Here is a 24,264-nt window from a genome sequence, read left to right on the forward strand (position 1 = left end):
GCCATGTCCAGCAAGAAGACCGCCTGTACCGAGCCGCACCACCACGTCCACGACGCTGCCGACTTCGTCAAGGTGGTGGAGCGGGTGAGCCGCGAGCGCGGTCTGCGCCTGACCCCGATCCGCGCCAACGTGCTGCGGCTGATCGCCGAGGCCGGGCGCCCGGTCAAGGCCTACGACCTGCTGGAATGGGTGCGCGAAGGCAAGGGCGTGGGCGCCGACGCGCCGCCCACGGTGTACCGCGCGCTGGATTTCCTGATGGCCAACGGCTTCGTGCACAAGCTCGAATCGGTCAACGCCTTCGTCGCCTGCCACCACCCGAGCAGCGCCCAGCACTCGGTGCCGTTCCTGATCTGCGACCGCTGCCACAGCGCGGTGGAGCTGGAGGACCGCGACGTGGTCAGCCAACTGGAGCAGCGCGCCAAGGCCCTGGGGTTCCAGCCGCAGGCGCAGACCCTGGAAGTGCACGGTCTTTGCGCTAAGTGCGCGGGCTGAGCCTGGCGCGCTTTGCTGGGCGTTGCGTAGTGACCAGGCAGGGCGTTCGATCGATCTGAGCCTGGCTGACGCACGCGTTGCAGCCCCAAAGTTGCGCCGCCGCGGGTAGGGCGTTCCGTCCCTCGCGTGCTCTTGGCAAGCCCGGTTGCGGCCTTTTCGTGTCTCGCAGTGCCGCACGCCGATCGCGTGAGGTGCTCCGGCGATCGCTCAATCCTGCGCCGCGGCGCGTCCACCCTCGCGCACCTGCTCCCAGTCCAGGCCGAACCGCGCCAGGTACTTGCGCAGGCGGTCGGCGTCGTTGGTGCTGGCGCGTTGCGTGCGGGACACGGCGAACAGTTCGCGTCCGGCCTGCGACAGCGACTTGGCGGTCGCGCAGACCCGCGCCACGTCTTCCAGTTGCACGCGGTCGAAACGGTCCAGTTGCGCCGCCGCATTGCCGAGCAGGGCGTCCAGCGGCGAGGGCGGGGTGCCGTCGCGCCATTGCCGGCGCAGGCGCGCGATTTCCTCCTCCACCAGTTCGAGTTGGATGCGCCCGGCATTGGCCAGCGTCGCCAGGCGCATCACCGAGGCGCTGAGGTCGCGGAAGTTGCCGGACCAGCGCGCCTCCGCGCCGGTGGCGAAGGCGAGGTAGCGGCTGCGCGCCTCGCGATTGAAGGTCACCCGCTGGTGTTGCTCGCGCGACCAGCGCTCCAGTTCGAAGTCCAGGTTCGGCTCGATGTCCTCGCTGCGTTCGGCCAGGCCGGGCAGGTGGTAGGTCCACAGGTTCAGGCGCGCCAGCAGGTCCTCGCGAAAACGGCCCTGGGCGACGTGCTGGTGCAGGTCGCGGTTGGTGCCGGCGATCAGCTGGAATTCGCTGTCCACCTCGCGGTCGCTGCCGACCGGCAGGAAGCGTTTCTCCTCCAGTGCCCGCAGCAGCATGGCCTGCTCGTCCAGGCCCAGTTCGCCGATCTCGTCGAGGAACAGCAGGCCCTGGTGGGCCGAGCGCAGCAGCCCCGGGCGGTCGCTGGCCGCGCCGGTGTAGGCGCCCTTGGTATGGCCGAACAGTGCGCTCATGGCGCCGTCGCCGCGCAGGGTGGCGCAATTGACCTCGACGAAACGCCCCGGCAACTGGTGCTTGAGTTTCTTCAGTTCGAACACGCGCTTGGCCAACTGGCTCTTGCCGGCGCCGGTCGGCCCCATCAGCAGCATCGGCGCCCTGGAGCGGGTGGCCACGGTCTCGATCTGTTCGATCATGCGGTTGAACGCCGCATTGCGCGTGGCGATGCCGCTCTTCAGCAGTGCGCGGTCCTGCAATTGCTGCTGCTGGAAGCGCTGCGCGATGCGGTCGTAGCGCGACAGGTCCAGGTCGATCACGGTGTAGGCGCCGGCCTCGCCGCTGCCCTGTTTGCGCGGCGGCGAGGTCTGCAGCAGGCGCCCGGGGAAGTGCCGGCTCTCGGTCAGTAGGAAGCCGCAGATCTGGCTGACGTGGCTGCCGGTGGTGATGTGCAGGTAGTAGTCCTCTTCGTCCGGGCGGAACGCGTAGCCGGCGAAGAAGTCGTGCAGGGTGGCGTAGACCCCTTCGAAATCCCAGGGATCGGCCAGGTAGGTGTCGTGCAGGTGCACCTGTGTGTCCGGCGAGACCTGGCCCAAGTCCTCGCTCACCAACTGCGCCAGCTTCTGGTAGCGGCGCAGGTCGGTCAGCAGTTCCAGGCGGCTGAGCAGAAAGTCCTCGTGCATGCCCAGCGCCACCGTCGGGCGCCACTTCTCCCAGCGCCCGGGGCCGCTACCGGAATCCAGCTGGGTTCCGAGCATGCCGAACACCACCTGTGGCCTATCCATATCCATCCTTATAAAAGTCTCGCTGAAGTTATAGGAATATTCGGCATCGAACAAGCGGGGGCGCCGCTTGATTCTCGATTTTCTTTTTTTAATCAATGCGTTGAGGTGTTCCCGAAAAAGTTGGCACGGCCATTGCGATACCTGGGCATCACCAACGCGGGCCGTTCCCGCCAGGAGCCTGACATGGCCAACCTCTCTCTGTTCTCGTCCTCGCGTGGCGCGCTGCTGCCGCCGGCGACCGTGCGCAACGACGCCGGTGGCGCCGCGTATGCGCGTTCGCCGCAGGCGGCGCTGGCGCTGTATGCGGCCACCGGCTGCTTGAACGGCACGTTCTATGCGGGTGCCGAGGTGCAACTGCAGCAGGTGCTCGGACTGTGCGCGCAGGTCGATCCGGCCTTCGTCGCGCAGACCGCGATCTACGCACGCCAGGTCGCGCACATGAAGGACATGCCGGCATTGCTGTTGGCCACGTTGACCACCCGCGATCCGGACCTGTTCGCACGGGCCTTCCCGCGCGTGATCGACAACGGCCGCCTGCTGCGCAACTTCGTGCAGATCGTGCGCAGCGGGCAACTCGGGCGCAAGTCGCTGGGGTCGCGGCCCAAGCGCCTGGTGCGGCAGTGGCTGCAGCAGGCGTCGGCGCAGACCATCGTGCAGGCGGCGATCGGCCAGCAGCCGTCGCTGGCCGATGTGATCCGCATGGTTCACCCGAAGCCGTCCGACGCCGAGCGCGAGGCGCTGTACGCGTGGGTCGTGGGCAAGCCGTACCGCGAGGACGCGCTGCCGGCGATGCTGCAGGCGTACGAGGCGTTCAAGCGCGCACCGTCGGGGCCGTTGCCGGAGTTGCCGTTCCAGTACTACACCGCCCTGCCGCTGACCGCGGCGCATTGGGCGGCGCTGGCCCGCAACGCCTCGTGGCAGACCCTGCGCATGAACCTCAACACCTTCGCGCGGCATGGGGTGTTCGAGGACAAGGCGATGGTGGCGCAGGTGGCGGCACGCTTGCGCGATCCGGCGCAGATCCAGCGCGCTCGGGTGTTTCCGTACCAGTTGCTGGTGGCCAGCACCGCGGCCAGCGAGTTACCGCCGCAGATCGGCGAGGCGCTGCGCGACGCGATGGAGATCGCGACGCGGCAGGTGCCGCGGTTGGACGGCAAGGTGGTGGTGGCAGTGGATGTGTCCGGCTCGATGGCGGCGCCGGTGACCGGTTTCCGTCGTGGCGCCAGCAGCAGCGTGCGCTGCGTGGATGTGGCCGCGCTGATTGCGGCCTGCGTGCAGCGGGTCAATCCGCGTGCCACGGTGTTGCCGTTCGACACCCAGGTGCGGTCGCTGCGCTTGCGGCAGCGCCAGGACGTGATCGCGCAGGCGCAGCAACTGGCCGCGTTGTGCGGTGGCGGGACCAGCGTCAGCGCGCCGCTGCTGCAGTTGAACGCGCAGCGTGCGCCGGTGGATTTGCTGGTGCTGGTGTCGGACAACGAGAGTTGGCGCGACACCCGTAGCGGTGCGACCGCGACCATGCAGGCCTGGGCCGAATTGAAGGCGCGGTGTCCGCAGGCGCGCATGGTCTGCATCGACCTGCAGCCGGTGGCCACCAGCCAGACGGTCGAACGCGACGACATCCTGCATGTCGGCGGCTTCAGCGACGCGGTGTTCGACCTGCTGGCGACGTTCGCGGCCGAAGGTGCCGGCGCCAAGCGCTGGGTCGAGCGGATCGGCTCGATCGTGGTGTGAGGCCTTGAAGGAACGTGTTACCCGGCGGGCAATGGGGCCCGCCGGGCTGCGGGAGAACCAAGATTCGCGTTGACGGAGGCGGCGACGGCAGCCTCCATGTTTCGCCGCCGGCGTCCACGAATGCCGATGGAACTACAGCCTCCGAAGCTCCAGGTCGCGGGTTCGAATCCCGCCCACTCCAGGGATGGGGTCGGTAGCTCAGTTGGTAGAGCGGGAATGTTCCATCTCTCTTGTCGCGGACGTCGTCGGTCCTGTTGTGTGCGTTGCATGGAAGCACTGGACCCGGCGGGCAATGGAGCCCGCCGGGCTGTAGGAGAACCAAGATTCGCGTTGACGGAGGCGGCGATGGCGGCCTCCATGTTTCGCCGCCGGCGTCCACGAATGCCGATGGAACTACAGCCTCTTAAGCTCCAGGTCGCGGGTTCGAGTCCCGCCCACCCTGCGATGGGGTGGTAGCTCAGTTGGACAGAGCGGGAATGTTCCATCTCTCTTGTCGTGGTCGTCGTCGGTCCTGTTGTGCGCGTTGCCTGGCGGATGCAGGCGGAACTCCATCGGTCGCGGGTTCGAATCCCGCCTGCCCTATGGCGGTAGCTCAGCGGTAGAGCGATCGTTCCGCGTATGGACTTGCTGCGTGAGGCGATGCGTTGGTTTTGCGGTGAATGCAGGTGGAACTCCATCTGGTAGCCCTTTAAGGGTCGGGTTCGAGCCCCGGCCGCACGGCGTCAGTGGCGCCATGCGGAAGGTTCCACCCTCCCTCGTCACCGCGCTTTTTTTTTGAACATGCGTTACACAAGGAGCAACACCATGAACACCGAGCAGTACGACGTCATCGCGCAGCCGGGAGCGGCGCCGATCAAGCTGTGGACCCGCGGCGTGCCGCTGGAGGACGAGGCGCGCCAGCAGCTGCAGAACATCGCCAAGCTGCCCTTCATCCATCGCTGGATCGCGGTGATGCCGGACGTGCACCTGGGCAAGGGCGCGACCGTCGGCTCGGTGGTGCCGACCATCGGCGCGATCGTGCCTGCCGCGGTGGGTGTGGACATCGGCTGCGGGATGATCGCCGCGCGCACCTCGCTGGTCGCCAGCGATCTACCGGACAACCTGGCGCCGATCCGCAGCGCGATCGAGCGTGCGGTGCCGCACGGGCGCACGCCCGGCGCGCGCGACAAGGGCGCGTGGCAGACGCCGCCGGGCGCGGCCGTGGACGGCTGGGCGCAACTGGCCAGCGACTTCGCGCTGATCTGCGAGCGTCATCCGCGCCTGCGCAAGACCAACAACCTGCAGCATCTCGGCACCCTGGGCACCGGCAACCACTTCGTCGAGATGTGCCTGGACGAGGCGCAGCGGGTCTGGTTCATGCTGCACTCCGGTTCGCGCGGGGTGGGCAACGCGATCGGCAACCACTTCATCCAGCTGGCCAAGGAGGAAATGCGGCGCTGGATGATCAACCTGCCGGACCAGGACCTGGCCTATCTGCCGGAAGGCAGCCAGTACTACGGCGACTACGTGTTCGCGGTGGACTGGGCGCAGCGCTATGCGCGGATCAACCGCCAGATCATGATGCGCAGCGTGGTCGAGGCGGTCCGTACGGTCATTGCCAAGCCGTTCGAGGCGCAGGCCGAGGCGGTGAACTGCCACCACAACTACGTCAGCCGCGAGCATCACTTCGGCAAGGACGTGTTCGTGACCCGCAAGGGCGCGGTGAGCGCGCGCAAGGGCGAGCTGGGCATCATTCCCGGTAGCATGGGCGCCAAGAGCTTCATCGTGCGTGGGCTCGGCAACGCGGACAGCTTTCATAGCTGCAGCCACGGTGCCGGCCGGGTGATGAGCCGCACCGAGGCGCGTCGCCGCATCAGCGTCGATGAGCACGCCAAGGCCACCGCGCACGTGGAGTGCCGCAAGGACCAGGACGTGGTGGACGAGTCGCCGGCGGCCTACAAGCCGATTGAGGCGGTGATGGCCGCGCAGCGCGACCTGGTGGAGATCGTGCATACGCTGCGGCAGGTGGTGTGCGTCAAGGGGTAGTCACAGGTGCCGGTCGGCTTGCAGTGGCGCCGGCCGGCGCCGATCGTCCGTGCGGGCTTGCCCGCACGGGCGTTTTCAATGATGGATTGTTTGGCAATGGACATGATCGAACTCGACGGTGCCGCAGGCGGCGGGCAACTGCTGCGCACCGCACTGACGCTGAGCCTGTGCACCGGGACCGGCTTTACCTTCAGCAACATCCGTGGCGCACGTCCGCGTCCGGGCCTGATGCGCCAGCACCTGACCGCGGTCGTGGCGGCCGCCACGGTCGGCCAGGCGCGCACGCACGGGGCGCAGATTGGTGCGACCACGCTGCGCTTCGAGCCGGGAACGGTGGTGCCTGGCGATTATCAGTTCGCCACCGGCAGTGCCGGCTCGACCACGCTGGTGTTGCAGACGGTGCTGCCGGCACTGTGGCGTGCCGCTGCGCCGTCGCGCCTGATCCTGGAGGGCGGCACCCACAACCCGCTGGCGCCCTGCGCCGACTTCCTCGCCGAGACCTGGCTGCCGGCGCTGCAACGCCTGGGCGTGACCGCCGCGCTGACGCTGGACCGGCACGGCTTCTATCCGGCCGGCGGCGGCGCGCTGCGCGCCAGCGTCGCGCCCTGTGCGCAGTTGCAGCAGGTCTGCTTCGATGCGCGAGGCGACCTGCAGGCGATCGAGGCGCAGGTGCTGGTCTCGGGCCTGTCCGGCAAGATCGGCCGGCGCGAACTGGCGGTGCTGGCCGAGCGACTTGGCGTGGACGCCAATCCGCGCCACGTGCACAGCGTGCGTCCGGCGCAGGGCCCGGGCAACACCGCGCTGGTGCGGGTGCGGCATGCGGCGCACGTGGAGGTCTTCGCCGGCCACGGCGAGCGCGGGGTGTCCGCCGAGCAGGTCGGCGAACGCCTGGCGGCGCAGGTGCGCCACTACCTGGAGAGCGGCGCCTGCGTCGGCGAGCACCTCGCCGACCAGTTGCTGCTGCCGATGGCATTGGCCGGTGGCGGCGCCTTCACCACCGATACGGTCAGCGCGCACCTGTCCAGCAATGCCCGCCTGATCGAGAAGTTCCTGCCGGTGGAAATCGCCTGGGAGCCGGTGGATGCGCGGCAGTGGCGGGTGGTCGTGTCCAGCTGACCATGGGGGCTGGCATCTGCCGCGATGGACGCTGTCGTCGCTGTCGTCGCTGTCGCCGCGCCTGTGCCTGCAGTCGCAGCCGGCGCGGCAGCCCTACATCGCCCGGAACAGCGGCAGGTAGCTGCGGCTGACCGGCAGCGTCTCCGCGCGGCCGCGCAGGTGGATCTGTGCGGTCTCATTGTCGCCACGCACCACGTGCAGGATCGCGCGGCGATTGACCACCACCGAGCGGTGCACCTGCTGGAAGTCATCCGGATCCAGTTGCGCGGCCAGGTCCCTGAGCGGCGTGGACACGATCGAGGTGCACGCCTGTCCGTCCGGATCGCGCCAGGCCACGCTGGTGTACTTGCTGTCCGAGCGCAGATAGTCGATGGCCTCCACGGCGATCAGGCGCACGCTGCTGCCGCTCTGTGCCTGCAGCCAGCGCAGTGGGGCGGGGCGCTCGGGTGGGCGCAGCCGCTGCGCCAGGCGCAACAGTTGCTCGCTGAGGTCGGCCGCCGGTTGTGCGGCCTGCAGGCGCTGTTGCAGCCGCGCGACGGTATCGGCCAGACGCGCGTCCTGCACCGGCTTGACCAGGTAGTCGAGCGCGCCTTCGGCAAACGCTTGCACCGCATAGTCGGTGTAGGCGGTGACGAACACCAGATGCGCGCGGCGGCCGATCTGCTGCGCGGCCTGCACGCCGGACAGGCCTGGCATCTGGATGTCGAGCAGGCAGATCTGCGGCGCATGTTCCTCGAACAGGCGCACCGCCTCGCGGCCGTTGCGCGCCTCGGCGACGATCCGCAATTCGGGCCACAAACGCCCCAGCTGACACCGCAGGGCCTCGCGCAGCAGCGGTTCGTCGTCGGCGATCAGCGCGGTGGGCGGGATCATCGGGGCGGTGCCGTCATCGGCAGGCTGAGATCGGCGCAGGTGCCGTGCGGCAGGCGCGGACGCAACTGCAGCTGCGCCGTATCGCCGAAGCCGAGCGCGAGGCGGTCGCGCAAGGTGCGCAGGCCAGTGCCCAGCCCGCCGCGGCCGTCGCCCTCGCCGGCGCCGCTGTCTTCCACACGCAGATGGCAGCGCTCCCCGCTGCACCAGGCGCGAATGGCGATGCTGCCGCCTTCCTCGGACGGATCGATGCCATGCTTGACCGCGTTCTCGACCAGGGTCAGCACGGCGAGGGTCGGGCAGCGCACTGCCTGCACGGCGTCCTCGGCGTCGATCGCGTAGTGCAGCCGGTCGGGCATGCGCATGTGCATCAGCTCCAGGTAGGCGCGCGCCAGCGCCAGTTCGTCGCCCACCGTGCTGGTGGCCTCGTGCAGGCGCGGCACCGCGGCGTGCAGGTAGGCGGTCAGGCTGCGCATCAGGTCTGCGGCACGCGGCGACCCGACATCGATCAGCGCCTGCACGTTGGCCAGTGTATTGAACAGAAAATGCGGGGCGACCTGGCGTTGCAACAGCTGCAGGCGCGCATCGAGCGCCTCGCGTTCCAGTTCGCTGCGTTCCAACGCGAACGCCAATGCCTGGTGCCGGGCCAACGCGTCCTTCTGCCGCACCAGGGCGGCCAGCGCCATCCATGGCGCGATCAGCACGCCGACGATGGTCAGCGTGGCGAAGCCGGCCAGCCGATCCGGGTCCTGCCAGAACGGCGGCGCGCCGGCGTGGGTGGAGCCCAGGTAGATCAGCAGGGTCGTCGTCGGGATCGCCAGTGCGACGCCGGCCACCTGCAGCGCCCAGCGCGCCAGCCAGCGCGGCAGCCGTTGCGGCCGGCGCTCCAACAGCGTGTAGGCACCCAGCGCAGCTGCTCCCAGCATGAAGCTGCGGACCAGGACCGGCAGGGGACTGTCCCAACTCAGGCTCATCAGCAGGCCGAGCGTGCCGGAGACCAGGAACACCGGCACGATGCGCGCCCAGGTCAGCAGCGCAGGCATGCGCGGCGGTGCGGAGAGCGGGGACGGGGGCGACATGGCCGCGAGCATACCGGAGCGCGGGCGCTCGCCGCGGTGGCTGCGTTCAGGCGTGCCGCAGCACCGGCCACCACATCCCCGCCACCGCGGCGAGGGTGCCGACCAGGGTGGCCGCGCTCATTGCGGCGAGCACCGCCGTCGCCAACCACTGCGGGCCGCTGCGGCGGCTGTCGAGTGCGCGCAGATACAGTTCCAGCACCGCGAGCGGCAGCAAGGTCTGCGCGAACGCCAGGGCGGTCAGCGTCGGGCCGACGAAACGGTCCGGATCGAAACCGACCGGTGCTTGGTTGAGGGCCAACCAACCCATCAGCCCGATCCGGAAGAACCACACGCCGCTGACGGCCAGGAACAGGCGCAGCGCCCAGCGCCGATGCGCCGGCCACTGGCCGCGGCGGGCGTGGCGCCAGGCCATGGCCACGCACAGCAGGATCAGCACCGCATTGGCGCTGGTGCCCAGATGCTGCCCCAGGTCGCCAGCGACGCCGCCGCGGATCCAGATCATCGCCAGTCCGCCCAGGCTGAGCACGACGGCGCAGACCAGGTAGATGCGTCCGTTCCAGCGATGCAGGGCGGGACGCCTGCGTCGCAACGCCGGCAGCAACTGCGCTGCGCCGCCGAGCACGATCGCCACGGCCAGGCCCAGGTGCAGCGCCAGTACCGCATTGAACACGGTGTCGCCGGCGACATGGCCGCGCGCCATCACCTGGTTCCAGCGCTCGGGGGTGCCGGCCAGCGCGGTGCGTCCGTAGAAGCCGGCGACATAGGCGGCGAAGGCGAGCTGACCGCCGATGGCGATGCTCATCCACAGCGTCGCGGCACCACGCAGCAGGCGTGTCGCCCAGCCTTGCCCGGCGTGCGGCTGCGCCGGCTCCGCCAGGTGCGGCGCGGCGGGAGCGGGGTGGTGCGGGGCGGAGAGGATCGAGGACATGGCGGCGTGCGCGGCGGTGGCGGTGACACGCAGTGTCGACAGTGCGGCGCTGCCGCGCCTGCGTGATCGGACAGGTGGCGGCCGCGGCGGGCGAAGTGCGGTATGTGCCGACGAAACGCACCGCGACGGATGCAGCGCGGTCCGCATTGCGCAATCCGGGTTGCTATCCTCATGGGCGCTACCGCATTGCCAGGAAGGTCGTTCCGATGCGCACTCCCGTCGCTTCCGTCCCGCTCGCGCCCGACCGGGCGCGTGCGCTGTGGCTGCATGCGCAGCGCCTGACCACGCCGGCGCCGTTCGGCAGCGGTGCCGAAGCGGTGCGGCAGGCGACCGCGCACCTGGGCTATGTGCAGATCGACACCATCCACGTGATCGCGCGCAGCCACCACCACGTGCTGTACACGCGCATTCCCGAGTACCGCGAACGGGATCTGGAACAGGCGCAGTCGCAGGACAAGTCGCTGTTCGAGTACTGGACCCATGCCTTGGCCTACGTGCCGGTCGCCGACTACCGCATGTACGTGGCGCAGATGGCGCGCCGACGTGCACAGGCCGACGCCAGGGGCACAGTGGATGCGCAGGATTACGCGCGGCTGCTGCGGCGCATCCGCAGCGAGGGGCCGTTGTCGATCCGCGACATCGACGACGAGGTGCTGGTCGAGAAGACCCATCCGTGGGGCAGCCGCAAGCCGTCGCGGACCGCGTTGCAGTACGGTTTCTTCAGCGGCGACCTGGTGGTCAGCCAGCGCAGCGGCATGCTCAAGACCTATGAATTGGCCACGCGGCATTTCGGCTGGCGGCAGCGGCCGCGTCCGGTCAGCGACGCGCAATATGCGCGTTACCTGCTGCAGCGAGCGTTGCGCGCGCAGGGCATCGTCGGCGTGGACTCGGTCTGTTATGGCGAGACCGCCGCCAAACCGGCGGTGCGAGCGTTGATCGCCGCGGAAGTGGCGCGCAAGCGCCTGATCCCGGTGCATCTGCAGGGCCAGGAAGGCGTGGCCTTGTGGGCCGAGCCGGACGTGCTGGACAGCGTGCCGCCGCCGCCGGATCCGACGCGGGCGCAGTTGCTGTCGCCGTTCGATCCGCTGGTGATCCAGCGCAAACGGTTGCAGCAGTTCTTCGGCTATACCCATCGCTTCGAGGCCTATGTGCCGGCGCCACAGCGGGTATTGGGCTACTTCGCGCTGCCGGTGCTGGTCGGCGACCGCATCGTCGCCGCGCTCGACCTGAAGATGGACCGGCGCGCCGGCCGCCTGCTGATCCAGCAATGGACCTGGCTGGAACCGCGGCGACCGGCGCTGCAGGCGAGGATCGACGCGGCGCTGCAGCGGTTCGAACGCTTCCATCTGCTGTAGCCGGGTGCTGCCGCCGCAGGGGTATGGCTTGCGGCGGTGCAACTCGCGCCAAGGGCATCCGCGGCGCAGCGCCGGACTTCGGCAGGATGCCGCGCATTCCCGATCGCATGCCTACGTCGGTTGTTGCCCAAACGTACCGCTGTTGCCGCGAACCGACGCCTACGCACGGCGGCCAGGGTCACCTCGCGACCACAGGCTGCCGCTTAGGCTCGGGTTTCCCACGTTGCCTGTGCCGCCGCATGTCCGCTGCCCGACACTGTCTCCATGCTGCAATCGACGCCAGCCGCCGCGGCACGCCCGCGGTCCTGGCCGTGGCGATGGCCCGCGAAGGCTCCACCTACGCGCATGCCGGGGCGATGGCCTTGTTCGGCCCCGATGGTACGCAGCAGGGTTGGCTCAGCGGCGGTTGCCTGGAGCCGGAGATCGCACGCTGCGCCGCGGAGGCCGCCGTCGCCGGCATGCCGGTGTGGATGGAGATCGATACGCGCGAAGACGAAGACCTGCTGTCGGGTTCGTCCGCCGGTTGCCGGGGCCGCCTGCACCTGGCCTTGCTGCCGCTGCTCGCCTTGCCGGGCTTCGACGGGCTGGCCCAGGCCTGGCTGCAGGGGCGCGGTGGATTGACCCTGGCGCTGGAGGCCGACGGTCGCATCGCCGCCAGCGTGGCCGAGCAAGCGTTGCGGTGGTGCCTGCCTTGGCACACGCTGTCTGTGGCGCCGCCGCGCGTCGGCGAAGTGCAGGTGCCGCCGCCGCCGAGGGTCAGCGTCTTCGGTGCCGGCCCGGAAACCCCCGTGTTGCTGCCGCTGCTGCGTCAATTGGGCTGGATGACCACCCTGGTCGAGCAGCGGCCGCGCTGGTCTGCGTTGGCGGCGCTGGCCGACCGCGCCCTGGCATGCACGCCGACCCGCGCACTGGCCGACTGTGACGGCAGCGATGCGGCACTGGTGATGCACCACAATTTCGAACTGGATCGCGAAGCGCTGGACGCGCTGGCCGGCAGCGCGATCCCGTTCCTCGGCCTGCTGGGGCCGGTGCGGCGGCGCGAGGACCTGTTCCGTTTGCTGAGTCCGACGCAACGCGCGCAGTTGTCGCCGCGCCTGCATTCGCCGATCGGGCTGCGCCTGGGAGGCAATGGCGCAGAAGCGATCGCGCTGAGCATCGCCGCGCAGTTGCAGGCCAGCCGGGCGGCGCCGCCGCGGCTGAGTGCGGTCGCGCAGGCGAGCGACAGGCCGCGGCGATCGCACCGCGATGCGCTGATGGCAGCGCCGCGATTGCTGGCCGAGGGCGCCAGGTGATGGCACAGGCGCACGCGGCGCTGATCCTGGCCGCGGGCGGCAGCCGCCGCCTCGGCCGTCCCAAGCAGACGCTGACCAGCGACGGCGAGCCGCTGCTGCGCAAGGTCGTGCGCCTGGCGCTGTCCACGGCGCCGGCGCGTTGCGTGGTGGTGCTGGGTGCGCAGGCCGAGGCGCTGCACCCGCTGCTGGAGGGATTGCCGGTGGAATGCGTGCGCAATCCGGACTGGTCCACCGGCATGGGCGGCAGCCTGGACTGCCTGCGTGCGGCGGTAGGCGACGATGCCGCGATCACCCACAGCCTGGTGCTCGGTTGCGACCAGCCGGCGTTGGCCGCGGCGCATCTGCAGGATCTGCTGGCGGCGGCCTCGCGGGCGGCGTCCGGTTGCGCGGTGAGCGCCTACGCCGGCGTGCGTGGCATGCCCGCGGTGGTGGCGCAGCAGCGCTGGCGCGCGCTGCCATTGGGCGGCGACCAGGGCTTGCGCACGCTGTTCGCGACGCTGGCACCGGATAGCCTCGGTTGCATCGTCGCGCCGGCGTTGGCGCTGGACCTGGACACGCCGGAGGATGTGCAGGCGGCGGTGGCGAAAGGGTGGCTGGATCCATAGCGGTCGCCACAGAGCGCGACGTAGCGATGGTTTCTGCAGGACTTGCTGCGGGATGCGATAGATGCAGCGAAGGCTTCCGTCAGACAACGGGCGACGTCGCATGGCGTCCTACTTTGCTCTTTGCAACGGAATGCCACCTCTGATGACTACGGAAGCGATGTCGCAGGAGCAGCTTCAGCCGCGACAGGCGCTATGGGTAACGTCTGTCGCGGCTGAAGCCGCTCCCACGAGGGATAGGGCGAACGGCGCAGCAAGCGGCGCTCGTGCTCAGCCGATCAGCTTGTCCGGGGTGATCGGAAGGTCGCGGATGCGCTTGCCGGTGGCGTGGAATACCGCGTTGGCGATGGCAGCGGGAATGCCGACCATGCCCAGTTCGCCCATGCCCTTGACCCCGAGCGGGTTGACGATGATGTCGTCCTCTTCGACGAACATGGTCTGGATCTCGTGCACGTCGGCGTTGACCGGCACGTGATAGTCGGCCAGCGAGGCGTTGAGCATGCGCCCGTAGCGATGGTCGATCTCGGTGCCTTCGCTGAGCGCCATGCCGATGCCCATCACCACGCCGCCGATTTCCTGGCTGTGCGAGGTCAGCGGATTCATGATCTTGCCGCAGGCGGTGGCTTCGATGACCCGCGTCACCTGCACCATGCCGGTGTCCGGATCGACCTTGACCTCGATGAACTGCGCACCGTGCGCGGCGGTCGCGTACTTTTTGCGCTCGGCCGAGGGCTTGGATTCGTGCACCACCTCCAGTTCCTGCAGGCCGTGCTGGCGCATCAACTTGGCGACCTCCAGGCCGGCCTCGGGCTTGCCGGTCGGGCGCAGCTGGCCATCGACCAGTTCCACCGCATCCACGTCCAGCCCGCTGAATGCGGCCTGCCCATCCTGCCTGGCCAGTTCCAGCAGCTTGCCGCGGATCTCGCGCGCTGCGCCGTGGATCGCGCTGCCGACGCTGGCGGTGGTCCACGAGCCGCCCTGCGCCGGCGCCTTCGGCAGGCGCGTGTCGCCCAGTTCGAACTGCACGCGCTTGGCGTCGATGCCCAGATACTCGGCGGCGATCAGGGTCATCACCGTGTAGGTGCCGGGGCCGATGTCGGAGGTGGCACTGCCGACCCGGGCGCTGCCATCGGCCTTCAGTACCACCCGTGCCAGCGCGGGCATCTGCATCGACGCCCAGGTGCCGGTGGCCATGCCCCAGCCGACCAGCAGGCGGCCGTCGCGCATGGAGCGCGGCTCGGGCGTGCGCTTGCTCCAGCCGAAGGTCTCGGCGGCGAGCGCGTAGCACTCGCGCAGCGCCTTGCTCGAAAACGGCTTGCCGCTCTCCGGGTCGGTCTCGGCATAGTTGGTCAGGCGCAGTTCCAGCGGGTCCATCTTCAGCGCATAGGCCAGTTCGTCCATCGCGCATTCGAGGCCGAACATCTGGCTGATGGTGCCGGGCGCGCGCATCGCCTGCGGCGTCGGCAGGTCGGTCTCCACCACCTCGAATCGATCCTCCACGTTCGGGCAGGCGTACAGCGAGCGCGCGTTGCGGAAGAAGGCCTCGTTGAACGCCTCGATGCGCGAGGTGTTGAGCACGTGCCGGTAGCGGATCGCCTGCAGCGTGCCGGCGGCGTCGGCGCCCAGCCCCAGTTCCACGCGGTAATAGGGGCGGTAGCCATGGCCGCTGAACATCTGCCGCCGGGTGTAGACGATCTTCACTGGCAGGCCAACTGCCTTGGAGACCGCGCCGAGCAGGAAGGTGTAGTAGTTGGGACGCAGGCAGGAGCCGAACGCGCCGCCGACGAACAGCGAGACCACATTGACCTTGTCCACCGGAATGCCGAAGTAGCCGGCCAGCTGTTCGCGGTCCTGGTAGACGTTCTGGCTCTTGTTGACCACGGTCAGGGTGTCGCCGATCCAGTAGCCGATGCCGCCGTGCGGCTCCATCGGATTGTGGTGCTCGACCGGCATCGTGTACGCGGCCTCCAGCTTCACCGGCGCGGCAGCGAACGCGGCGGCAGGATTGCCGCGCGGCTTCGGCGAGTCTTCCGGGGTCGGATCGTGCGCCTGGTCGAGCAGCGCGTCGAAATCGGTGTGCGCGGCTTCGGTGGCGTACTCCACCTGGATCAGCCGCGACGCATGCCGCGCCTGCTCGAAGGTGGCGGCCACCACCACGGCGATCGGCTGCGCATTGAAATGGATGCGGTCGTCGACCAGGGCACGGAACGACAGATCCTCGCCTTTCTTCTTGACCGCGTCGGAGACCGGCTTGATCGCATTGAGATGGGTCAGCACCTTGATCACGCCCGGCGCGGCTTCGGCGGCGCGGGTGTCGATGCGCACGATGCGGCCCTTGGCGATGGTGCTGGTGAGGATGTAACCGTGGACCAGATGCGGGATCTGGAACTCGGCCGCATAGCGCGCCTTGCCGGTGACCTTGGCGTAGCCGTCGACGCGGCGCATTTCCTTGCCGATATAGTTCATTGCCGGTTCTCCGGTTGGCCGCTCATGCGGCGTCGCTGCCGCTGGCGCGGTGCAGGGCGCGGATCATCGCGTGCGTGCCCATCGGGATCTTGTAGGCGTTATGCGCCAGTGGCCGCGCCGCGGCCATCTCGGCCTGCGCGGCGGCAGCAAAGGCGTCTTCACCGACCCGCTGCCCGACCAGCGCACGTTCGGCGGCACGCGCGCGCCAGGGTTTGTGCGCCACCCCGCCCATGGCGATGCGCGCGTCGCGGATGCGCCCGTCCGGTTCCAGTGCCAGCGCCGCGGCCACCGAAATCAGTGCGAATGCGTAGCTGGCCCGGTCGCGTACCTTCAGGTAGTGGCTGTGCGCGGCGAACCCTGGTGCCGGCAGGATGATCGACTCGATCAGTTCGCCGTGCGCGAGCTGGTTGTCGACATCGGCGCGCGTCTCGGGCAGCAGGTGGAATTCGGCGAACGGAATCTCGCGCTGGGCGCCGGCCGGCGTGCGCACCTGCACGGTCGCGTCCAGTGCGGCCAGCGCCACGCACATGTCCGACGGGTGCACGGCCACGCAATGCGCGCTGTGGCCGAAGATCGCGTGGGTGCGGTTGAGCCCCTCGCGCGCGCCGCAACCGCTGCCGGGTTCGCGCTTGTTGCAGGGCAGGGCGGTGTCGTAGAAGTAGCCGCAGCGCGTGCGCTGCAGCAGGTTGCCGCCGTTGCTGGCCATGTTGCGCAACTGCATCGTGGCCCCGGCCAGGATCGCCTGGCTCAGCAACGGATAGCGTTGACGCACCAGCGGATGGTTGGCGGTCTGCGTGTTGTTGGCGAGCGCGCCCAGGCGCAGGCCGCCGTCGGCGGTTTCGGCGATCTCGGCCAGGCCCTTGAGCCGGGTCAGGTCGACGATCTCGTCGGCACCGGTCACCCCTTCCTTCATCAGGTCGAGCAGGTTGGTGCCGCCGCCGAGGAAGCGCGCGTTCGGGTTGGCGGCGACACGGCGTACCGCGTCCTCCGGCGAGGTCGCGCGCTGGTACTTAAACGGCGTCATCGGCCACCTCCTTCGCCATCTTCAGGGCGGTCAGTTCGGACTGGTCGACATAGCGCCAGGTCAGCGGCCGCGGCGCGCCGCCGCTGTGCACGTCCTGGATGGCGGCGACGATCTTCGGGTAGGCGCCGCAGCGGCAGATGTTGCCGCTCATGCGCTCGCGCACCTCGGCGTCGCTGAGTTCGGTGACCGGCCGGCTGACGTCGGCGCTGACGTGGCTGGCATCGCCGCGCCTGATCTCGTTCAACAACGCCACCGCCGAGCAGATCTGCCCAGGCGTGCAGTAGCCGCACTGGAACCCATCGTGCTGCACGAACGCGGCCTGCATCGGATGCAGTCGCTCGCCGTCGGCCAGGCCCTCGATGGTGGTGATCTGGGTGTCTTCTGCCTGTGCGGCCAGGGTCAGGCAGGAGAGGCGGCGCTCGCCGTCGACGATCACCGTGCAGGCACCGCACTGGCCGTGGTCGCAGCCCTTCTTGGTGCCGTTCAGTGCCAGATGTTCGCGCAGCGCGTCCAACAGCGTGGTCCGTGGATCCAGCTGCAGGGCATGGCGCTGACCGTTGACCTCCAGGACCACGGGCAAGGCGTTCTGCGGCGGCGCGGCCTTGGCGACGGGGGCGGCGAACGCGGCCTCGCTGAAGAGGATCTGTCCGCCCGCGCTGCTGAGGCCGGCGGCCGAGAGCAGGGCGAGGAATTCGCGGCGCGAGAGGCCGTTGATGCCGAGCCGGCGCGCGAGCGCGGCTTCGTCCTCGCTCAGCGGGGTGTCGCGCGCGCTGTCGGCGGCGCCGGACGCGTCATCGGTACGGTGGGGCTCATGCTGCATCGGTCTCTCCTGCCTGGGGACCGCTACCGCGCGCGCCGGGGCGCAGCAGGGAGCGAGTCGACCTGGGTAGCAGCGCCATCGCGACGCCGGCGTACGGGCACGCATCGGAACCCGGCCGCCAGCATCGCGGCGGTACCGCGAAGGGATTGCGAAGAGGGCGCGAAGGGAGGGTGTCGAGGCAGTGATACGGACGGGTGGCCGTACTGGATCGGGATGCGCGTGCATGCACTCCTGCAGATGCCGTCGCCGCCACGACAGGCGCGCGATTGCGCCTGTCATGGTCGGCGCCACGCGACACCGGTGCAGCGATGGCGTCGCGTGCGTCTGCGATGCGGCAGGCGCTACCAGCGATACGCCACCGATGCCTGATACTGGCGGCCGGCGATCGGGCGGCCCATGAACACGCCGCCGGTGGCCGCGCCGGGCACGCGTACATTGCCTTCTGTCAGGCCCAGCGTGTCGGTCACGTTGCTGCCGCTGACGGTGAACTCCCAGTGCTCGCCGCTGTGCAGGCTGGCGCCGAGGTCGAGCATGTCGTAGGACGGCAGGCGCTGGCTGTTGGCCAGGTCGGCGTAGCGTTCGCCGATGTAGGAATAGGTCGCGAACACGCGCAGGTCGCCGAACGGCAGCATCCAGTAGTAGCTCGGGGTCAGCCGGAACTGGCGCTTGGGCTGGCGCATGACCTGGTTGCCGGTGTATTCGCGGTAATTGCGGTACTTCGCGTCCAGCCACACCCCCGTCCCGGCCAGTTCGAAGCCGCCGAACGGACGGATCGCGCCTTCCACCTCCAGGCCGTAGGCACGCGAATCGCCGACCGTGGTGAAGTTGCTGCCGTTGGCCAGGAAGGCCTGGAACGGCGAATTCCTGAAGGTGTTGTAGAACGCCGTGAGGTACAGATCGTAGTTGGCCGCACCCGACTTCAATCCCAGTTCGTATTGCCGGATGTCCTGCACCTTGGTCTGGCCGTCGCGCAGATTGTCGAAGCCAGGAAACTTGACCCCGGAATTGACCCGCGCGAACACGCTGTTGTGCGCGTCGAGCTTGACGTTCAGGCCGGCGGTCCACGACAGCGCATTGTCGTCCTGGTCGATGTGTCGCGCGCTCGGCAGCGAGATCGAGGTGGCATTGTCGTAGAGCGTAGCCGGATTGCCGTCCAGGTCCACGGTGGCGGTGTCGTGCACGGTGCCGGTGACGTGCTGGCGTTCGTAGCGCACGCCCAGGTCCAGGCGCAGGCGCTCGTCCAGTTCCCATTCGTCGGCGACGAACACCGCGGCGTTCTCGCCCTCGTAATGCGCGCGCAGCGCCAGGAAGGCGGTGCTGGTGAAGCCGTCGCGCGTCGGCTGGCGGCCGTCGTCCAGGGTCACGTCGATGCGCCGCGCATGGTTCTGCGCGGTCAGCAGCATGGTGTTGCCGAGGTACCAGGTGTCGTTGGAGGTGTACCTGGCGTAGTAGCTGCCCACGGTGAGCGTGTTGCCGGCGAACAGCGTGCGGCTCAGGCGCAGATCGTTGGTGAAGGAGTTCAGGCGTTTGTCCACCGACCACCAGCCGGCTTCCAGCACCTGCTGGTTCGGGTCGACCGCGCCGCCGCCGTTGGTATAGCGCGCGCTGCCGGTGCTGCCGTAGCCGGCGATGAAGTCGCCCAGCCGCTGCGGCGCGTTGCCGGTGAACAGCGCGTAGGTCGGTGCGGTGCCGCCCATGACGTTGAAACGGTCGGCGACGGTCCAGTCGCCCACCTCCCAGTTCAGTTCGCCGCCGAACACGTCGATGTTGACGCCGCGGCCGTCGCCCAGATCGCGCTGGATGGTCTGGCCATTCGGGCCGACCGGCAGGGTGACGTTGCGGAAGTCGTCGCTCAGCAGCGTGCCGCGCTGCGCATTGAGGCCGGGGAAGCTGGACAGGTCGTTGCCGTTGTTGCGCGACAGCAACGGGATCGCGGTGTAGAAGGCGTTGTTGTCGTCGGTATGGCGCGCATAGAACGACAGTTCGCCGCTGTCCCAGCGCTTGCTCAGGGTGGCGCTGAACTGGCCGCCCTTGTCGGCGGGGAACTGCGGGTCGCGCACGCCGTCGGTCTCGCGGAAGAAGCCGCCGATGCTGTAGTACCAGCCGTTGCCCATCGGCCCGCTGTCGAACAGATCGATGCGGCGCAGGGCGTCGCTGCCGCCGGTGAGGCGCACGCTGCCTTCCGGCTCGTCCTGGCCCTTCTTCTGGATGAAGTTGACGGTGATGCCGGCCTGGCCGTTGGAGAAGATCGGGCTGGAACCGCCGCGCAGCACCTCCATGCGTTCGATGGTGTCGTCGGTGCGGAACAGCGTGGAGTTTTCCAGGAACGACAGGGTCGGCGGCGGGAACAGCGGCGCGCCATCGAGCTGGAAGGTGACGAATGGCGCATCGCCTTCCGACGGCATGCCACGCACGAAGATGTTGGCGCCGGTGCCGCCGCCGCTGGGTTCGGCCCACACGCCCGGCACGATCTTCAGCAGGTCGGCGCTGCTCTGCGGCACCGCCTGCTGGATCTGTTCGGGTGTGGCGGTGGTGATCGAGAAGCTGGCGTCGCGCTTGCGCAGGCCGCTGAAGCGCGCAGTGCCGCTGACGACCACGGTATCCAGGGTGGTGGCGTCGGGTTGCGTGGCCGGCGCAGCGGATGCGTCGGCGGTCTGCGCCAGCGCGGGGGGCGCGAGCAGGACGGCGGCGATGGACAGGGGCAGCAGATGACGAAGCGGCGCAAGATGCATGAAGAATCTCTCCTTTCTTCATTCGGAACGATCGGCCGGGATGCGGCACGCGCGTGCAGCGCGCGGCCGCGTCGCATCGGCCGGGACGGCGCGAAGCAGGGCGACGCGCGGCGCCCTTTGTAACGCCGTCGGGCGATCGGACCGTTGTGCAGCGCGGTACAGGCCGCGTTTGCGTGACGGGTTGCCCAGGCAGATCGCCATCGCACCGCAACCTGCGGCGTGCGCTGCGCAGGGCGGCGTCGCTTCGATTGGTCATGCGTGTGGCCATGCGTGGCGTCGCAGGAGAGACGCAGCCGTGCCAGAGACGATCCCGGAACGCCGATCGCGGTCGATTTCCAGAAGGGCACAACGCGCCGCTCCTGCGCAGCGTGCATCCGGGGCAAGGGCCGTCGCCATCGTCGCCATCGTCGCCACGCGCCGCTTGCTATCGTGGCGCGCTGCGCGTCCAGGAGTGTCCTGCAATGAAGAACTGGCTGTTCCTGCTGGTGGCCATCCTCGCCGAGGTGGTCGCGACCTCGGCGCTGAAGGCCAGCGAGGGCTTCACCCGGCTGTGGCCGACGCTGCTGGCGCTGTGCGGCTATGGCATCGCCTTCTACCTGCTGTCGCTGACCCTGCGCAGCGTGCCGGTGGGCGTGGCCTATGCGCTCTGGTCGGGCATCGGCATCGTGTTGATCTCGCTGCTGGCGTGGTGGCGGTTCGACCAGGCGCTGGACCCGCCGGCGATCGTCGGCATGGCGCTGATCGTCGCCGGCGTGGTGGTGATCAACGTGTTCTCGCGCAGCGCCCCGCATTAGCAAAAAAAGAGGCCGCCCGGAGGCGGCCTCGTCACGCTGCAGCTAAGCTGCCCGATCAGAAGAACAGGCGCACGCCGAACGAGGCGCTGCGGCCGGGCAGCATGACGTCGTCCTTGAGGAACGAGGTATGCACGCGCGCATCCTGGTTGGTCAGGTTGTTGCCGTCCAGGAACACTTCCCAGGCGGTGCTGCCGGCATCGACGTGATAGGCCAGATGCGCATCGACCAGGGTGTAGCCAGCGGTGGGCGTCTCGTTGACCGCCACCTTGTCCTGCTTCTGGTAGCGGGTGGCGCCCAGCGCGGCGCGCCAGTTGCTCGCGTCCCAGCGCAGCTGCGCGCCGTAGCGCGCCGGCGCGATGCGCGGCAGGTTGCCGCCGTCCTTCAGGCGTGCGCGCACGGTGTCGCCGAACACGCGCAGGTCCCAGGCGCCGCTGTCGTTGTTGGCCAGGTGGAAGGTGGCCTCGCCCTCGAAACCATGGAACACCGCATCGGCCTGGGTCCACTGGCGGATCGGCAGGAAATCGTTGTCTTCCTCGTGGAACCACTGGCCGCCGGTGTCGACGATGTAGATGAAGTCGTCGTAGCGGTTGTAGTAGCCGGCCACCTTGGCGTCGACCCAGTCGTTCTTGAAGATCAGGCCCAGTTCGGCCTGGTTGGCCTTCTCGGTCTTCAGGTCGGGGTTGCCGATCTCGTAGGCGAGGGTGGCGATGTGCGGACCGTTGGCGAACAGTTCTTCCTCGGCCGGGGCGCGCTCGGCGTGGTCGAGGTTGGCGGTCAGGCGCCACTGTTCGTTGAAGCGGAAGCCGCCGCTCAGCGACAGGCTCTTCGGAGTGAAATCGCGGTCCACGCCGGTGTCGGTCTCGTACTTGGTCCTGTCCACGCGCGCGCCGACCTCGGCCTGCACGCGGTCCCAGGTGTTGCGCGCCAGCGCGAACACGCCGATGGCGCGAGTGTCGGTCTTCGGCACGAAGGCTTCTTCGCCGGTGGCCTGGAAGGTCGAGTCGCTGCCCTGCACGCCGACCGCGGTCTGCCAGCCGCCGCCCAGACCGAAGGAGGCCTCGACGCGGCCTTCGTTGGCGCGCTTGTCGAACTTGGTGCCCACTTCCGCGCCTTCGAACTCGGTGTGGGTGTAGGCGGTGTGGCCGAAGCTGTAGCGCAGTGCGCTGCCGTCGCCCCACGGGTCGTTCAGCGCACCCTTGAGCTCGAAACGGTCCTGGTGCAGCTGCAGCGACACGCCGCGCTCGCCGGCGGCCGGATCGCCGGGCTCGCCGGGGTTGCCGTAGTTGTCGCGGAAGCGCGAGATCGACACGCCGACGAAGCCCCAGTCGCCGGCCAGCGAACTGCCGATCGAGCCGACCTTGGACTTGACGAACGAGTTGAGCTGCGGGCCCTGCGGCGTGTCGTAGTCCTTCAGGTTGCGGTACACGCCGTCGGCATGGATCGACAGGCCGCTGCCGTTGCCGGCATCGACGCGGAACATGTCGGTGTTGCCGCTCTTGTCGCCGCCTTCCCAGCGCGCTTCGGCACGACCGTGCACGCCGTCGACCGGGGTCTCGGCGATGCGCCCGTCGACCACGTTGACCACGCCGCCGATGGCGCCGGAGCCGTACAGCAGGGTGGACGGACCCTTCAGCACTTCGATCTGGTCGGCCAGGAACGGCTCAACGGCAGGCGAATGATCCTGGCTGACCGTGGACACGTCCTGCGAGGACAGGCCGTCGTTGAGCACCGCCACGCGCGGGCCGTCGAGGCCGCGGATGATCGGCCGGCCCACGCCGGGGCCGAAGTTGGAGCTCTGCACGCCCGGCAGGCTGGCCACGGTCTCGCCGATGCTGGCGCCGCGGTTCTCGTCCAGGCGTTCGCCGGCCAGCACGTCCACCGGCTGGCTCAGCGCACCGGCGGCATCGCGCAGCGGGCTGGCGGTGACCACCACCTGGTCCATGTCCTTCACGTGCCGGTCCTGCCTGTGGCCTGCGCCGTGGCGGCTGTCGCTGGCCGGCGGCGTGGCGTCGGTCGCGGTCGTCGTGGTGGTCGGGTCGGCGGCCAGGGCCAGCGACGGGCTCAGCAGGCCAAGCAGGGCCAGGGACAGGGCGGAACGGCGGAGCAGGACGGGACGGGGAGAGGGCATGGGCATTCCATTAGGAGGGACAGTCGGGGGCGACGTGCGCGCTGCCGGCACCGCACAACGGCGGTGGACGGTCGGGGAAGGGGCGCGGGACGCGCTGGTCGCCGGCGGCCGAATGTTATATTATTCCGTAACACTTTCAACCCGTGCCGACCGTCATGTCCTCATCGTTCGATCTGCGCGCCGCGCTCGACCGCCTCGGCGCCACCGGTTCGCTGCTGTGCGCGGTGCATTGCGCGGTGTTGCCGCTGGCGCTGGCGGTGCTGCCGTCGCTGGGTCTGGCGATGTGGCTGGGCGAGGGCGTGGAGCGCACCCTGGTCCTGTTCGTGACCTGCCTGGGCCTGTTCAGTCTGGTGCTCGGGTATCGCCGGCACCGCGTGTGGCAGGCGCTGGGATTGCTCATCCTCGGCTTGCTGGCCCTATGGGCCGGGCTGCTGGTGCCGGCGCTGCATCATGCGGTGGCGCCGCACGCGGCGATCATGACCTTCGGCGGCACCCTGGTCGGCCTGGCGCACCTGCTCAACCTGCGCTTGAACCACGGCCACGTGCACGACGCAAGCTGCGCCCATTGAGCGCACGTGGTAGGCTTGCCGCCCTTGCGCGAGGGCGCTGACCGCGTTGGCCTCGCCAAACCCCGTGCATCTCGCGGGGGTTTTCGCAAACACATTCAGGAGTCGATGAGCATGGGTAAGGGTGACCGCAAGACCGCCAAGGGCAAGCGCTACAACGCCAGCTACGGCAATTCGCGCTCGCACAGCGTGAGCAAGGTGGCCGTGGGCGCTGCATCGCCGGCCGCGAAGAAGTCGGTGGTCAAGGCGCCGGCGGTGAAGAAGGCCGTGGCCAAGAAGACGGTCGCCAAGGCCGGCTGAGCCAGCCACCGGTTGCGACGAAGAACGCGGCGCTTGCGCCGCGTTTTTTTATGCCTGGCGTCCATGCCTGGCGGTCGCCGTGAGGCGGAGAGAGATGGCCCTGCAGCGAGGAGGGTGGAGCGGGAA

At 69.2% G+C, this 24,264-nt stretch carries 19 protein-coding genes; 10 read left to right on the top strand and 9 right to left on the bottom strand.

Annotated features, from left to right (window positions below; translation table 11 throughout):
- Window positions 1-3: 3 nt before the first annotated feature.
- The gene (locus CEK69_RS16205; protein WP_017907264.1) at window positions 4-492 is read left to right on the top strand and encodes a transcriptional repressor; all 489 of its coding nucleotides are present in this window, start codon (window positions 4-6) and stop codon (window positions 490-492) included.
- A 207-nt stretch (window positions 493-699) separates the two neighbouring features.
- On the opposite strand, the gene rtcR is transcribed toward CEK69_RS16205, so the two are convergent.
- Entirely contained in the window at window positions 700-2,310 is a 1,611-nt protein-coding gene (gene rtcR / locus CEK69_RS16210; protein ID WP_152246696.1) for an RNA repair transcriptional activator RtcR, read from the bottom strand.
- A 183-nt stretch (window positions 2,311-2,493) separates the two neighbouring features.
- On the opposite strand from rtcR, the gene CEK69_RS16215 reads away from it, so the two are divergent.
- The 3 genes from CEK69_RS16215 to rtcA all read left to right on the top strand — a co-directional run bounded on the left by CEK69_RS16215 (window position 2,494) and on the right by rtcA (window position 7,182).
- Window positions 2,494-4,041, top strand: a complete 1,548-nt coding sequence (locus tag CEK69_RS16215) for a TROVE domain-containing protein (protein WP_152246698.1) — start codon at window positions 2,494-2,496, stop codon at window positions 4,039-4,041.
- An 804-nt stretch (window positions 4,042-4,845) separates the two neighbouring features.
- Window positions 4,846-6,066, top strand: a complete 1,221-nt coding sequence (locus tag CEK69_RS16220; protein WP_152246700.1) for an RtcB family protein — start codon at window positions 4,846-4,848, stop codon at window positions 6,064-6,066.
- 96 nt (window positions 6,067-6,162) lie between these two features.
- The gene (gene rtcA, locus CEK69_RS16225) at window positions 6,163-7,182 is read left to right on the top strand and encodes an RNA 3'-terminal phosphate cyclase (protein ID WP_152246702.1); all 1,020 of its coding nucleotides are present in this window, start codon (window positions 6,163-6,165) and stop codon (window positions 7,180-7,182) included.
- Between the two features lie 93 nt (window positions 7,183-7,275).
- Here the strand turns inward: rtcA and CEK69_RS16230 are convergent, their stop codons facing one another.
- The 3 genes from CEK69_RS16230 to CEK69_RS16240 are packed head-to-tail and all read right to left on the bottom strand — an operon-like array spanning window position 7,276 to window position 10,059.
- The gene (locus CEK69_RS16230; RefSeq protein ID WP_152246704.1) at window positions 7,276-8,055 is read right to left on the bottom strand and encodes a LytTR family DNA-binding domain-containing protein; all 780 of its coding nucleotides are present in this window, start codon (window positions 8,053-8,055) and stop codon (window positions 7,276-7,278) included.
- Window positions 8,052-9,131: a histidine kinase gene (locus CEK69_RS16235; RefSeq protein WP_226975191.1), complete on the bottom strand. Its 1,080-nt coding sequence runs from the start codon at window positions 9,129-9,131 to the stop codon at window positions 8,052-8,054. The genes CEK69_RS16230 and CEK69_RS16235 overlap by 4 nt, the downstream gene beginning before the upstream one ends.
- A gap of 46 nt (window positions 9,132-9,177) precedes the next feature.
- Window positions 9,178-10,059, bottom strand: a complete 882-nt coding sequence (locus CEK69_RS16240) for a DUF2306 domain-containing protein (protein WP_152246706.1) — start codon at window positions 10,057-10,059, stop codon at window positions 9,178-9,180.
- Window positions 10,060-10,265: 206 nt separating this feature from the next.
- Between CEK69_RS16240 and CEK69_RS16245 the strand changes: the two genes are divergently transcribed.
- From CEK69_RS16245 to CEK69_RS16255, 3 genes are all read left to right on the top strand, one after another.
- Complete coding sequence (locus tag CEK69_RS16245) at window positions 10,266-11,414, top strand: crosslink repair DNA glycosylase YcaQ family protein (protein WP_152246708.1); 1,149 nt, start codon at window positions 10,266-10,268, stop codon at window positions 11,412-11,414.
- 239 nt (window positions 11,415-11,653) lie between these two features.
- Window positions 11,654-12,706, top strand: coding sequence for an XdhC/CoxI family protein (locus tag CEK69_RS16250; protein ID WP_152246710.1), 1,053 nt, complete (start codon window positions 11,654-11,656; stop codon window positions 12,704-12,706).
- Window positions 12,706-13,311, top strand: coding sequence for a nucleotidyltransferase family protein (locus CEK69_RS16255; protein ID WP_152246712.1), 606 nt, complete (start codon window positions 12,706-12,708; stop codon window positions 13,309-13,311). Before CEK69_RS16250 ends, CEK69_RS16255 begins: the two co-directional genes overlap by 1 nt.
- A 267-nt stretch (window positions 13,312-13,578) precedes the next feature.
- On the opposite strand, the gene CEK69_RS16260 is transcribed toward CEK69_RS16255, so the two are convergent.
- From CEK69_RS16260 to CEK69_RS16275, 4 genes are all read right to left on the bottom strand, one after another.
- The gene (locus tag CEK69_RS16260; RefSeq protein ID WP_152246714.1) at window positions 13,579-15,774 is read right to left on the bottom strand and encodes a xanthine dehydrogenase family protein molybdopterin-binding subunit; all 2,196 of its coding nucleotides are present in this window, start codon (window positions 15,772-15,774) and stop codon (window positions 13,579-13,581) included.
- Between the two features lie 22 nt (window positions 15,775-15,796).
- Window positions 15,797-16,798, bottom strand: coding sequence for a xanthine dehydrogenase family protein subunit M (locus CEK69_RS16265; RefSeq protein WP_152246716.1), 1,002 nt, complete (start codon window positions 16,796-16,798; stop codon window positions 15,797-15,799).
- Entirely contained in the window at window positions 16,785-17,618 is an 834-nt protein-coding gene (locus tag CEK69_RS16270; protein WP_152246718.1) for a 2Fe-2S iron-sulfur cluster-binding protein, read from the bottom strand. Before CEK69_RS16270 ends, CEK69_RS16265 begins: the two co-directional genes overlap by 14 nt.
- A gap of 341 nt (window positions 17,619-17,959) precedes the next feature.
- The gene (locus CEK69_RS16275; protein WP_152246720.1) at window positions 17,960-20,350 is read right to left on the bottom strand and encodes a TonB-dependent receptor; all 2,391 of its coding nucleotides are present in this window, start codon (window positions 20,348-20,350) and stop codon (window positions 17,960-17,962) included.
- Between the two features lie 461 nt (window positions 20,351-20,811).
- Here CEK69_RS16275 and CEK69_RS16280 point away from each other — a divergent pair, with 461 nt between their 5' ends.
- Window positions 20,812-21,144 carry an SMR family transporter gene (locus CEK69_RS16280; protein ID WP_017907256.1) on the top strand — a complete coding sequence of 111 codons (333 nt, stop codon included), beginning with the start codon at window positions 20,812-20,814 and terminating at the stop codon, window positions 21,142-21,144.
- Window positions 21,145-21,199: 55 nt separating this feature from the next.
- Here CEK69_RS16280 and CEK69_RS16285 read toward each other — a convergent pair whose 3' ends face one another.
- Complete coding sequence (locus CEK69_RS16285) at window positions 21,200-23,272, bottom strand: TonB-dependent receptor (protein WP_152238663.1); 2,073 nt, start codon at window positions 23,270-23,272, stop codon at window positions 21,200-21,202.
- Between the two features lie 155 nt (window positions 23,273-23,427).
- Between CEK69_RS16285 and CEK69_RS16290 the strand changes: the two genes are divergently transcribed.
- Together CEK69_RS16290 and CEK69_RS16295 are read left to right on the top strand one after the other, a co-directional pair.
- A complete protein-coding gene (locus CEK69_RS16290) occupies window positions 23,428-23,841 on the top strand; it encodes a MerC domain-containing protein (RefSeq protein ID WP_017907253.1) in 414 nt (137 codons plus the stop codon).
- 111 nt (window positions 23,842-23,952) lie between these two features.
- Window positions 23,953-24,138, top strand: coding sequence for a 30S ribosomal protein THX (locus tag CEK69_RS16295; protein ID WP_017911843.1), 186 nt, complete (start codon window positions 23,953-23,955; stop codon window positions 24,136-24,138).
- The last annotated feature ends 126 nt before the right edge of the window (window positions 24,139-24,264 follow it).

Origin of the sequence: Xanthomonas sp. LMG 12462 (genome assembly GCF_009192885.1) — a bacterium.
Classification (GTDB): domain Bacteria; phylum Pseudomonadota; class Gammaproteobacteria; order Xanthomonadales; family Xanthomonadaceae; genus Xanthomonas_A; species Xanthomonas_A sontii.

Excerpts from the sequence above, each read along its gene's own strand:
- CEK69_RS16255 (WP_152246712.1), top strand. The coding sequence starts at position 12,706 with ATGGCACAGGCGCACGCGGCGCTGATCCTGGCCGCGGGCGGCAGCCGC.
- CEK69_RS16260 (WP_152246714.1), bottom strand. The coding sequence starts at position 15,774 with ATGAACTATATCGGCAAGGAAATGCGCCGCGTCGACGGCTACGCCAAG.
- CEK69_RS16245 (WP_152246708.1), top strand. The coding sequence starts at position 10,266 with ATGCGCACTCCCGTCGCTTCCGTCCCGCTCGCGCCCGACCGGGCGCGT.
- CEK69_RS16240 (WP_152246706.1), bottom strand. The coding sequence starts at position 10,059 with ATGTCCTCGATCCTCTCCGCCCCGCACCACCCCGCTCCCGCCGCGCCG.
- CEK69_RS16205 (WP_017907264.1), top strand. The coding sequence starts at position 4 with ATGTCCAGCAAGAAGACCGCCTGTACCGAGCCGCACCACCACGTCCAC.
- CEK69_RS16230 (WP_152246704.1), bottom strand. The coding sequence starts at position 8,055 with ATGATCCCGCCCACCGCGCTGATCGCCGACGACGAACCGCTGCTGCGC.
- CEK69_RS16285 (WP_152238663.1), bottom strand. The coding sequence starts at position 23,272 with ATGCCCTCTCCCCGTCCCGTCCTGCTCCGCCGTTCCGCCCTGTCCCTG.
- CEK69_RS16220 (WP_152246700.1), top strand. The coding sequence starts at position 4,846 with ATGAACACCGAGCAGTACGACGTCATCGCGCAGCCGGGAGCGGCGCCG.
- CEK69_RS16275 (WP_152246720.1), bottom strand. The coding sequence starts at position 20,350 with ATGCATCTTGCGCCGCTTCGTCATCTGCTGCCCCTGTCCATCGCCGCC.
- CEK69_RS16250 (WP_152246710.1), top strand. The coding sequence starts at position 11,654 with ATGTCCGCTGCCCGACACTGTCTCCATGCTGCAATCGACGCCAGCCGC.
- CEK69_RS16265 (WP_152246716.1), bottom strand. The coding sequence starts at position 16,798 with ATGACGCCGTTTAAGTACCAGCGCGCGACCTCGCCGGAGGACGCGGTA.
- rtcA (WP_152246702.1), top strand. The coding sequence starts at position 6,163 with ATGGACATGATCGAACTCGACGGTGCCGCAGGCGGCGGGCAACTGCTG.
- CEK69_RS16290 (WP_017907253.1), top strand. The coding sequence starts at position 23,428 with ATGTCCTCATCGTTCGATCTGCGCGCCGCGCTCGACCGCCTCGGCGCC.
- CEK69_RS16270 (WP_152246718.1), bottom strand. The coding sequence starts at position 17,618 with ATGCAGCATGAGCCCCACCGTACCGATGACGCGTCCGGCGCCGCCGAC.
- CEK69_RS16295 (WP_017911843.1), top strand. The coding sequence starts at position 23,953 with ATGGGTAAGGGTGACCGCAAGACCGCCAAGGGCAAGCGCTACAACGCC.
- CEK69_RS16235 (WP_226975191.1), bottom strand. The coding sequence starts at position 9,131 with ATGTCGCCCCCGTCCCCGCTCTCCGCACCGCCGCGCATGCCTGCGCTG.
- CEK69_RS16215 (WP_152246698.1), top strand. The coding sequence starts at position 2,494 with ATGGCCAACCTCTCTCTGTTCTCGTCCTCGCGTGGCGCGCTGCTGCCG.
- CEK69_RS16280 (WP_017907256.1), top strand. The coding sequence starts at position 20,812 with ATGAAGAACTGGCTGTTCCTGCTGGTGGCCATCCTCGCCGAGGTGGTC.
- rtcR (WP_152246696.1), bottom strand. The coding sequence starts at position 2,310 with ATGGATAGGCCACAGGTGGTGTTCGGCATGCTCGGAACCCAGCTGGAT.